Here is a 9,157-nt window from a genome sequence, read left to right on the forward strand (position 1 = left end):
GCCTGGCTGGATTCCGCCACAGCAAACAGGCGCTCAGGTTCTCGCACTTCGCTGACAGGCGCCGCGGATTTCGTCGTCGGCGATCTTGTCGCCGAGCAGGGCGTACGCCTGCCTTGTCTCAGTGGAGACGTGCCCAAGCGATCTGCGCACCACCTCGATCGAACGGCCAGCGTTGATCAGCTCGGTCGCGTGCGAATGTCGCAGCTGGTGGATGTCGACATCGGGGCCTGCGCCCCAGGCCCGGTAGCCAGCCCGCTCGGCCTATCCTTCGACGATGTCAGCGACGATTTCGGCGAAATCGGTTGCGCACCAGTCGTCCCCGGCCACAGGAGCGCACTCGCCGCAGAGATGAATCGGGTCTCCGCTATTGCCCGGGTAGGTCGCGGCTGGCTCGTCGATGGCGGTTTCCAGTTCGTCGTCCCAGCCAGAGGTGAACTGCTCGTCGCAGCCAGCGCACACCCACACCCACGGGTCAGCGTCATTTATTTCAGTCATACCGCTACATGTACCGCCGCAGCGGACCATTCGGATGCTGGCCTCACACTGCTGGTGCGAGGTCAATTGGGAACCCGCGCTTTCCGATGGGGAGAACCGACCATAGAAATATGACCGGTCGGTATTTTATATCGGTAGGCTACTGCTCATGGTGCGCGTTCCGGCACCGATGCTCGCGACGGCTGGGCCCGCTCCCTCCGACGATGACCCCCGGTACGCCTACGAATGGAAGTACGACGGAATCCGCTGCCTGGCAGGGATTTCCGAGGGGGTATGCCACATGGTCAGCCGCAACGGCAGCTCCCTGAAACCAGCATTTCCGGAGATCGCCCACGAGCTGCTCGCATTGGCCGCGGGTCGGGAGATGACCCTCGATGGCGAGCTGGTGACACCCGACCGCAACGGTGTGCCGCGATTCTCCCGCATCGGTCGCCGCTTAGGCGTGATGCGGCCGAGCCAGTCACTGATCCAGACGGTGCCGACGCAGATGTATGTGTTCGACCTGCTCGGTCTCGACGGCCAGGACCTGCGCCCGCGGACCTATCTCGATAGACGCGAACACCTGCAGCGCCTCCCCCTGCCCCACGGCCCGATCCTGCTCTCCCCGTCCTATCGCGGAATCCCGGTCTCTCGCATGCTGGAGGTCGCCGCCGAACACCAGGTCGAAGGCGTCATCGGCAAACGTGTCGACTCTACGTACCGGTCCGGCCGGTCGCAGGCATGGCGGAAGCTGCCCCTGCGTCGCGCCACCGAAGTGGTAGTGGTCGGCTGGCTGGCCGGCCGCGCTGGCAGTGACGTGTTCGGGTCCCTGCTCGTTGCCGCCCACGACCCGAACGGGCACCTTGTTCTCCTGGGAGCCGTCGGGACCGGATTCACCGACGCCGCGCGCCGTGTGCTGCACCACGAGCTCCTGGCGCTGACCACAGCCGAGCCCCCGGTCGCCGGCGCGGTACCGTCGTCGATCGCGGCCACCGCGCATTGGGTCCTGCCGCACCTGGTCGGCGATGTCGCCTACCGCGAACGCACCGCCTCCGGACTGCGCCACCCCTCCTGGCGCGGACTCAGATTCGACCGCTCTCCCACTGAAATCAAAGTGCCGGAGCACAACTGACACCGAGTGCCCCGCATATCCCTGCGCGGGTTCGCATCCAGTGCACCGGCCGACCAGGATTGTGACAGCATCACCGGGTGCCAGCGTTCAACTTCCGAAACACGATCCTGCTCGCGCAGGGGACCCGCCTGTCGGTTAACACCGATGAGCAGGTGATTGTGCTCTCGGAGGACCCGCCCCGCGTCGAAATCACGCCCGTGCCACCGCATATTCGGTTTCTCGACACCGAGAAACTGGAAATGCGCGGCGGGCCGTACGCGACCGACAGTGAGGCAATCGAGGCGGGCCGAACGTGGCGGAAGTACCTCCTGGTTGCTTTTGCTGAGCAGCGCATAGGAATCGACCTCGGCGCGGAGCACAACCCAATCGCCGAGCCCATGGGCTACGTCGCCGACGCGGGCAAAAAGCTTGGCGTCCAAGCCCTTCGCGATCGACACGGGCTGCTCGTCTTCCCGTCCGACCTCGACGCGGCTTTCGGACGGTTCTTCGCCGAGGCCATGGTCTCCCGTGACGCAGGAAAGATAACCAGCGCTGTTGAACAGGTACAGGCCACCGCACCGAAAGTCTCCGACCCCCACCTGCTTGCGCTTCGCCTGCTGCATTCGTCATTTTTCGATACCAACCCAGAGACCCGTTTCGTACTGCTCGTGACTGCGATCGAGGCAGTGATCGAAACCAAGCAACGCTCGCCGCAGATTCTGGACCTGCTGGAGCAGTTCAGGGCCGTCACGAAGTCAGCCAGTCTGACGAGCGGTGACCGGGACGCTCTGCTGAATGCCCTCGGCAACGCCAAGTCAGAGACGATCTCGGCGGCTGGTAGACGGCTGGTCGCTCTTCTCACCGACCGCGAGTACGACGGCCAAGCCCCCGCCGAGTTCTTCGTAAGCTGCTACAACGCTCGCAGCAAGATCGTCCACGGCAGCCTCGGCCGCCCTAGCCGCGAGCGGTTGGAGCGCCTCATTCCGGTGCTTGAGGCTATGGTGGTCGATCTGCTAGGTGCGCTCACCCAGGGAACCAGCGACTGACCCACTGGGCGAATTCATCCGCGAACTCATCATCGACGGCACCCATGAGGGCATGGCCGCCCGCGGCTGCTTCAAGCAACTGATCAGGCGAGCAACCGCGGCCGTTTCGGTTGCGCGAGATTGTCGGTCAGAACATCAACGCTGTCCTGTCAGCTGTTGGAATCAACGATCCAAAGCTCTTCCGTCAATCTTTTCATCGCTCTAGTCGATTCGCCCTGGCGCGCCTTCGTCATCGAGAGCTTCCATGTGGGCTCGCCCAGCGGGCGTGAGTCGAACAACCATCACCTTGCGAACGACTTCGTGGTCTCTCATGTAGAGCGGATCTTGTTGCGAGATCGGCAAGTTCATCATCTTGAACTCGACGAGTCCGCGGTTATGCAAGCTGCGGACGCTGCGACGCACGCTCGCCCATTCGGCCCGGTCGTTCGGATCGATCGATTTCATTAGGAGCTTGGAGACGTGAACCCATCTGGGGGAACCAGGAACACGGCCGAACATTGCGTCCATGTCCCTCCAGCCGAACAGCGGCTCCAAAAGCTCGATGCGCCGAAGATCCTGCAGGATCCAGAGCTGCAGTTGGCCTAGCCCCCGGGACATGGCTGCAGCGTAAGTGCATCCTTCCCTCATTGCTGCGTGATCCAATGATTTCGCCCACAAAAGTGGCCTTCACCTGCTGAAAAAGGTGAAGGTAGCACGTCTTTGGGGCCGAAGAATATTTCCCACTTGAGGACGGCAGGATGATCAGGCCGCAGCGACAGGTGCCCGAGGCTCGCGCGCTGGCGCGGCGTCGAATCCGCGCAGCCACGCAGGGCTCCGCGCAGAACTCGCACGTGACGCCGCCGCCCGCACCGCGTCAGCAGAAGGCGCCCGAGAACGTTCTCGACTCGGTCGATCGGCAGCTGTTGCGCGCTACGGCGGACGATTACACCTTGACGCGCTACCTGACTCTGCTGCGGTTCTTGCGATCGACTGTCTTGATGGTGGGTGGCATCGTCGTGGTGGCCGCGGCGGTTTTCGGTGTCGGTATTGGTGCAGCGCTGTATCTCGCGGGGGTCTCCCTGAAGATGACGGTGGGATTCAGCGCACTGGGCAGTGGCATCACAATCGGCGTGGCGACCTCCAAGGGCGGCGCCATCGTCAGGCTGGTGAAACGGGCGACTACTGGCAACGAGGAGACGTCGGATTCCCAGCCCGATCAGACCGAGAGGGCCGAACCGGCGAGTTAGCACTGCCCGGCCGGATCCAGGAACCCACCGTGACGGACATCAGCACCACGGTGACCGCAATGACCACTTGAGCGCCGAGGCTTCCGCGCCCGAATACGAGTACGCCGGCGACGGCACCGAAGGCCAGCCCCGCACCGACTGCGGAGGCAGCTGCGGCGATCTGCCACAAGCCGAGGCGTATGGCCAAGAGACCAACTGACTTCCGCATATTCAAACCCTAGGGCAACCTCATCTCCGGACAATTCCCGGAAGACTGAGAGCAGACGATAAAGACTCTGCGACCGTACCCGAGTCCCCCGGGCGCCGGAAAGACAATTCAACCCTGGCACCGGACTGCGTTGGGCGGCAACATGGTTCGCTGCCACACCCGGGTGGACGGCCTGGAATAGGCTCTGACCTGCGGGTGGGTGGTCGACATCGACTCCGATGTCATGTCATGATATGCGAACATATGTTCGAATCTATGGAGTCACGAGCGGCTGGCGAGCGACCTGACGGGTCGCCCGCAGAATCGCTTGCTGCCCTTCCCCGTGCCGCTCAGCTCGATGCTCTGCGCGCCCGGATGGCGGCCATTCCGGGCCGAGTGGGTGCTGACACGCGGCAACCGGCCGCGCCGAAGGTCGACCTACTCGCGGCCGTGCCGGGGGGCTTGGGTGAACTCCTCCCAGATGGAGGTCTCGCGCGCGGCAGCATCGTGGCGTGCACCGGCAGTGGCTCGGTAATGCTGGCGCTGCTGGCGGCCGCGACCGGCGCCGGCGTCTGGTCCGCAGTGCTTGGCGCACCGCGGATCGGGTTGTTGGCGATCCATGAGATGGGTGGCAATTTGTCCAGGCTGGCCCACATTCCCTGCCCGGGCGATGACCCCTTGGCCGTCGCGGCCGTGCTGCTCGAGGGTGTGGGTGTCGTCGCGATGGATGTTCCCGGATCCGTTCCCGCGTCGCCGAGCCGCACTCGCGCGGTCATCGCCCGGGCCCGTAGTCATGGCGCGGTCCTGCTCGTCACCGGTGATGGGTGGGCGCGCCCCGATATCGAGATCCGTTCCCGCGTCGCCGGATACGTCGGGCTCCGCCGCGGACGCGGCCTGCTACGGGAAATACACATTGATGTTCGGGTATCTGGGCGGGCCACGCGTCCTCGCACCGCGCGTGTGGCCTTGACCGGTGCTGGGCCTGAGCGCACCCAGTGGACGCGGGCAACCTCGGATATAGCAGTGCTCGAGCGTGGGGAGCGGACCGGATGAGCGGTGGTCCGTTGAGTCGGGATCCACGGTGGTCGGCGCTGCGTCGTGTCGAGCCGCCGCGGCGCGTGCTGGTGGATCCAAAACGTGTGTGGGTGCACCCGTTGCGGGATCGGCGCCGCGTAGATCCGCCGACTCTGGGTGAGAAGGCGGGGAGTCTGGATATCCGCTTGAATGACGAGTGGATGCCCGCCGTGCTCTACGCGTGGGCGCGCGTGGCGCTGGGGACGGAGCCGACGTGGTACGCGGAGATCGCCGCGGACTACCGCACTCGCTCCGACCTCGTCGAGGTCACTCTGCGCCACTGGGTGCCCTGGGATGCGGTCAAACCCGCTCCGGAGTAGCCGCTTGCCCGGGCGCTGGGCGCCCACGTCCTGATCCGAGTCGCTGAGCGGACAGGGTGCCGAAGCTCCTGCAGCAGCCTGACCTCGCATAACCCACACCGGCCAAATCTTGAAGAAGGGCACCGCTAGCTGCGGCGGCGGAGTACACGACGGATGCCGCGGCGCCCCGCATCGTGGAGGCGGGTCACGGTGCGTTGGAGCATGGCGCGGATGGAGCGCACCACCCCACGGACGAGGGCCCACGCGCGGAACCCGACCTTCACCGTGCACGTACCGATGGTCTGTACCGCGCGCCAGAGCCGCTGGCTTACCAGCAGTCGCAGCACGAGCGCGAAGATCCGCACCACCACGGAGAGCTCGTGCAGACCGAACTCCTCGAGCACGGCGGCCGCACCGCCGAGCACCACGATGACCGCCGGGACCACCCGACGGGCGCGCTCGACGGCACGGCGGCCGCGGCGGTTCAGGGGCATACCACCCGAATTCAAATCTCGCGTTGCTTTTCTCATAAATCCAGCGAAGCACCGGAAATTTGCTTATCGCAAATGTGAGAGCATTAACCATGCATTTAATGCATGATCCATTCAAAAAGGATGAATGGAAAGCCGAAGCCCGCTCAACGCATGAACATGAACATGAAAAAGTTTTTCATGAACATGAACATGAACATGACTCGTCATTCATGAACATGAATGTGGTCTTGTTGCTCGCCGCCGGTGATCGGCAGGGGCTCAGATAATTCGGGAACGTTTTTGAGGTTGGCGTACAGTTCGTACAAGTCCAGTTGCAGACCCTTTTTGCCCACACGATGCGCTGGCCGCGAAATTCCAGGGTCAGCCTGGCTAAGTGCATCCAGGACATAGCGCGCGGCGCGGGCACCATTCTCGGTCCATGTCTTGCGCTCATTCTTCGGCCATGTGGCATTCGGGTCTTCGAGGATGAAGTCGAGACGATTGAAATCACTATCGTCACCGAAGGGGCGGCGCATCGCGCTGAATTGCTCGCCGTGGTAATAGATCCGCGCGTCCTCGATGACCTGCAACGCCACGGCCGCGGTTTCGATGGTGGCGATGCCCCACTGTTCCAAGAGTCTCCACACGGCCTGTCGGCTCTGTTCGAGGATGGAAGGCTCTTGGGTCGGCATGCCTGGCATGCGGAAGGCGGGATCGAAGATCGAAAAGAAGTCCACCTCTTGCGAAGTGGACTTCTCGTCGAGGGGGTGCAGCTTACACACCTTGTCCAGGATTGATCGTATGTTGGGATGCTGCAACATCTTTGGCGTGCCAGCGAGCTGGACGATGCCCGCCTTGGACGCGGTCTGCTGTCCAGCTAGCAGCTCGGGGATGCCGTCCTCGTTGAAGTTGCGGTACTGCCGCACAAGGCTGCCGATGCGCTCGAGCGGCGCGACCTGACCTGGCGAGGTCACGATCCGCGACAGGGTAATGACGAGTCCGTGGTAGTACCACAACTTCGTCAGCGGTGCGTCGATGCCCCGCCTTTCGAATTCGATGCCATGCGCGTGGCACTGCCGGCAGGCCGCCTCGGCGATCTCTTCGGCGTCAACCCCCCGAGACTCGACGACGAGCCAAGGACTGACCGGATGGAGCTCTTTCACCTGAGGTGGACCGGATTTCCCGGCGCCAGCGAGAGAATCGAAAGAAGACTGCATGGCCGCAGTGTGCGGGCGAATAGCCGGGCAAGTCAATAGTTCATGCACCGGGTTCTGTGATTCATGCATCCGATTCATTCATCCCGTGGCAGATTCATGAATGAATTCATGAATAACGAATCCGATTCATGAATGTCACCCTTGTAAAATCAATCTCGGGAAGCGACCCTGAGGTTCGTGGACGATCAGATTTCTACTCCATATGGTCTAATTGACCCTATGCTTGCGGCGGTTGTAAGACAGACCGCCGAACTGGCAGCGCGCGCGGCGGTGTTTTCCCTGCACGAAGCACATCTGAAGCTGATCGACGTCCCTGGATCCGGCATTGATCCGGCATCGCTAGACAATTCACCATCATACAGGTGGTCTCAACTGATGGTGGAATTGTTCGGAGTACGACAGAACCAATTGCTTTACCGCGAATTGAGCCCTGACGGGGTCGTAGAGTGCGTGCAAGTAGCGACACTCTCTCCAGCAGGTTCGGAGCGTGTTGTTCGGGCTGTACTGGCAGCGGTCAGTTTGTTTCTTGTCGCCGAGGCCAATAGAACGCGCGGGCGAATCGAGCGTCTAGGGGCGGCCGACTTCAGCGAGGAGGTCTTCGATGGCCTCGAGGCGATCGAGGGTGTCCCGGCCGAGGTGGCTGCGCACTCGTTGCGTCTGCAGCAGACTGTGGCCAGCGGTCAGTGGGGGCAGATGTGTGTGCGTGCTGTGGCGCATCGGAACGATAGTTATGTCCGGGCGCGCCACATGCCGCCAGCTGTCGGCGCCGCCGCCGGCATCCCGTTCAAGCATCTCGATGCCCTTGTTGCCAGCCATGTGGCGGTCACCGGCTGCGGTGCGGTCGGTGCGCTGCGCACCGCTTCAGCGGCGCAACACCGAAAACCGGGTCGCCGCGACATCGACTTGGTGATTCGCAGCGAACCAGTTCGACTGAAATCCGCTGGTCCGGCCTTCGAGCACCTCAGCATGTACATGGTCCTGGTCTATGGCCATCTGGGGACTTACGCGATGATCGCGACGCCTGCCTGTCGAGCGCTCGACGGGCGGCATCGGATTTCGACGATATTTGCTACAGCGAACGGATTTTACAGATGTAAGGAACCAGAGCTCTTTCAAACAGTCGCACGGTCAGTTGTTTCCGACTGTTTCCACAAAGATCCGCCACTCAGCGATGTCTTGGATGTTTTGACGGAATCGTTCCGGCCGACGGAACCCGACTCGCCTTCGTCTGCGAAGAGAAAGACCAAAGACATTGGGGGAGCGGTGCTCACACATTTCCATTCGCTGATACGGCAGCGCCTCAGGACATCGGAGAATGAGTATAGAACCTGGTTTCGTGACCGCCACGCTGTCAAGGCTATCTCCATGCCAAAAACAGATGGGCATCCAAAATGCGACATCAACCGCCCGGAAGAGGTCGAGGCGCTGGTCATCGCTGCGAACGAACGTGGCGTAGGGTTCTCCGCCGACCTTCTGGACAAGCCTTTCGGATCACTCAATGAAGCTGTCCAAAAGGTGAGCCCGAAGATGAAATTGAAAGGCGGATTTCCGCAGGACTTTCAGAAGGAATTTGAGCGGACGCTCACGCTGACCAAGCCAGGGGGAAAGTTCGCCAAATCATGGGACAGTGCGATAAACAATAACGGTGTCCAGGACATTGTTCGCGTTTTCTCGAATGTCATGAAGAATATTTCTTGGATGCCGCCTGAGGTCGAAAACGAAATCGAAGGCGTTATCGGCGTTCACCTACAGGGATTGGACTCTGAACTCGATGCTGGGCACTCGATAGCGACCACGTGGAAATCCGGACCGAAAAGGGAAGGGCAAGAGCCCGAGACGAGTGCGGCCGGCGACTGGTCTGTCTCCGCGAGCTGAGGGCGGCACGGTGAACACCCATATCGCACGCATCGGCTTCTGGGAACACGCTTAGGTCGATCTACCGGCGGTTGGCGGCTGCTCGAAGCGTGTGCACCTGCCTGGCAAGGAGGCAGGGTGACTGGCGTTTCCAACACGGTTTGAGGGGACTGCCGCTCCTCGATAGCAGCGTGAA

10 protein-coding genes and 1 pseudogene are annotated in these 9,157 nt (G+C 62.2%); 6 read left to right on the forward strand and 5 right to left on the reverse strand.

The window, feature by feature from the left end; genetic code table 11:
• Positions 1–33 precede the first annotated feature (33 nt).
• Positions 34–219 (reverse strand): annotated as a pseudogene (locus ACQP0C_RS41785) (tyrosine-type recombinase/integrase); the annotation flags it as partial.
• A 42-nt stretch (positions 220–261) separates the two neighbouring features.
• Entirely contained in the window at positions 262–495 is a 234-nt protein-coding gene (locus ACQP0C_RS41790) for a hypothetical protein (RefSeq protein WP_433734889.1), read from the reverse strand.
• A 148-nt stretch (positions 496–643) separates the two neighbouring features.
• Between ACQP0C_RS41790 and ACQP0C_RS41795 the strand changes: the two genes are divergently transcribed.
• A complete protein-coding gene (locus ACQP0C_RS41795; RefSeq protein ID WP_433734888.1) occupies positions 644–1,606 on the forward strand; it encodes an ATP-dependent DNA ligase in 963 nt (320 codons plus the stop codon).
• Between the two features lie 77 nt (positions 1,607–1,683).
• Positions 1,684–2,631 carry a hypothetical protein gene (locus ACQP0C_RS41800; RefSeq protein WP_433734887.1) on the forward strand — a complete coding sequence of 316 codons (948 nt, stop codon included), beginning with the start codon at positions 1,684–1,686 and terminating at the stop codon, positions 2,629–2,631.
• A gap of 201 nt (positions 2,632–2,832) precedes the next feature.
• Here ACQP0C_RS41800 and ACQP0C_RS41805 read toward each other — a convergent pair whose 3' ends face one another.
• Positions 2,833–3,228: a hypothetical protein gene (locus tag ACQP0C_RS41805; RefSeq protein ID WP_433734886.1), complete on the reverse strand. Its 396-nt coding sequence runs from the start codon at positions 3,226–3,228 to the stop codon at positions 2,833–2,835.
• A 233-nt stretch (positions 3,229–3,461) separates the two neighbouring features.
• Here ACQP0C_RS41805 and ACQP0C_RS41810 point away from each other — a divergent pair, with 233 nt between their 5' ends.
• The 3 genes from ACQP0C_RS41810 (at position 3,462) to ACQP0C_RS41820 (ending at position 5,438) form a co-directional block, all read left to right on the forward strand.
• Positions 3,462–3,857, forward strand: coding sequence for a hypothetical protein (locus ACQP0C_RS41810; RefSeq protein ID WP_433734885.1), 396 nt, complete (start codon positions 3,462–3,464; stop codon positions 3,855–3,857).
• A gap of 583 nt (positions 3,858–4,440) precedes the next feature.
• Positions 4,441–5,097, forward strand: a complete 657-nt coding sequence (locus ACQP0C_RS41815; RefSeq protein ID WP_433734884.1) for a hypothetical protein — start codon at positions 4,441–4,443, stop codon at positions 5,095–5,097.
• Complete coding sequence (locus ACQP0C_RS41820; protein ID WP_433734883.1) at positions 5,094–5,438, forward strand: hypothetical protein; 345 nt, start codon at positions 5,094–5,096, stop codon at positions 5,436–5,438. The genes ACQP0C_RS41815 and ACQP0C_RS41820 overlap by 4 nt, the downstream gene beginning before the upstream one ends.
• A gap of 125 nt (positions 5,439–5,563) precedes the next feature.
• Here the strand turns inward: ACQP0C_RS41820 and ACQP0C_RS41825 are convergent, their stop codons facing one another.
• Positions 5,564–5,911, reverse strand: a complete 348-nt coding sequence (locus ACQP0C_RS41825; RefSeq protein WP_433734882.1) for a hypothetical protein — start codon at positions 5,909–5,911, stop codon at positions 5,564–5,566.
• A gap of 203 nt (positions 5,912–6,114) precedes the next feature.
• Positions 6,115–7,107, reverse strand: coding sequence for a hypothetical protein (locus tag ACQP0C_RS41830; RefSeq protein WP_433734881.1), 993 nt, complete (start codon positions 7,105–7,107; stop codon positions 6,115–6,117).
• 177 nt (positions 7,108–7,284) lie between these two features.
• Here ACQP0C_RS41830 and ACQP0C_RS41835 point away from each other — a divergent pair, with 177 nt between their 5' ends.
• Positions 7,285–8,982 carry a hypothetical protein gene (locus ACQP0C_RS41835; RefSeq protein ID WP_433734880.1) on the forward strand — a complete coding sequence of 566 codons (1,698 nt, stop codon included), beginning with the start codon at positions 7,285–7,287 and terminating at the stop codon, positions 8,980–8,982.
• Positions 8,983–9,157: the final 175 nt, after the last annotated feature.

This window comes from Nocardia sp. CA-129566, from assembly GCF_050956075.1.
Classification (GTDB): Bacteria; Actinomycetota; Actinomycetes; order Mycobacteriales; family Mycobacteriaceae; genus Nocardia.

Coding starts and splice junctions, on each gene's coding strand:
- ACQP0C_RS41825 (WP_433734882.1), bottom strand. CDS start 5,911: ATGCCCCTGAACCGCCGCGGCCGCCGTGCCGTCGAGCGCGCCCGTCGG.
- ACQP0C_RS41790 (WP_433734889.1), bottom strand. CDS start 495: ATGACTGAAATAAATGACGCTGACCCGTGGGTGTGGGTGTGCGCTGGC.
- ACQP0C_RS41795 (WP_433734888.1), top strand. CDS start 644: ATGGTGCGCGTTCCGGCACCGATGCTCGCGACGGCTGGGCCCGCTCCC.
- ACQP0C_RS41805 (WP_433734886.1), bottom strand. CDS start 3,228: ATGTCCCGGGGGCTAGGCCAACTGCAGCTCTGGATCCTGCAGGATCTT.
- ACQP0C_RS41830 (WP_433734881.1), bottom strand. CDS start 7,107: ATGCAGTCTTCTTTCGATTCTCTCGCTGGCGCCGGGAAATCCGGTCCA.
- ACQP0C_RS41820 (WP_433734883.1), top strand. CDS start 5,094: ATGAGCGGTGGTCCGTTGAGTCGGGATCCACGGTGGTCGGCGCTGCGT.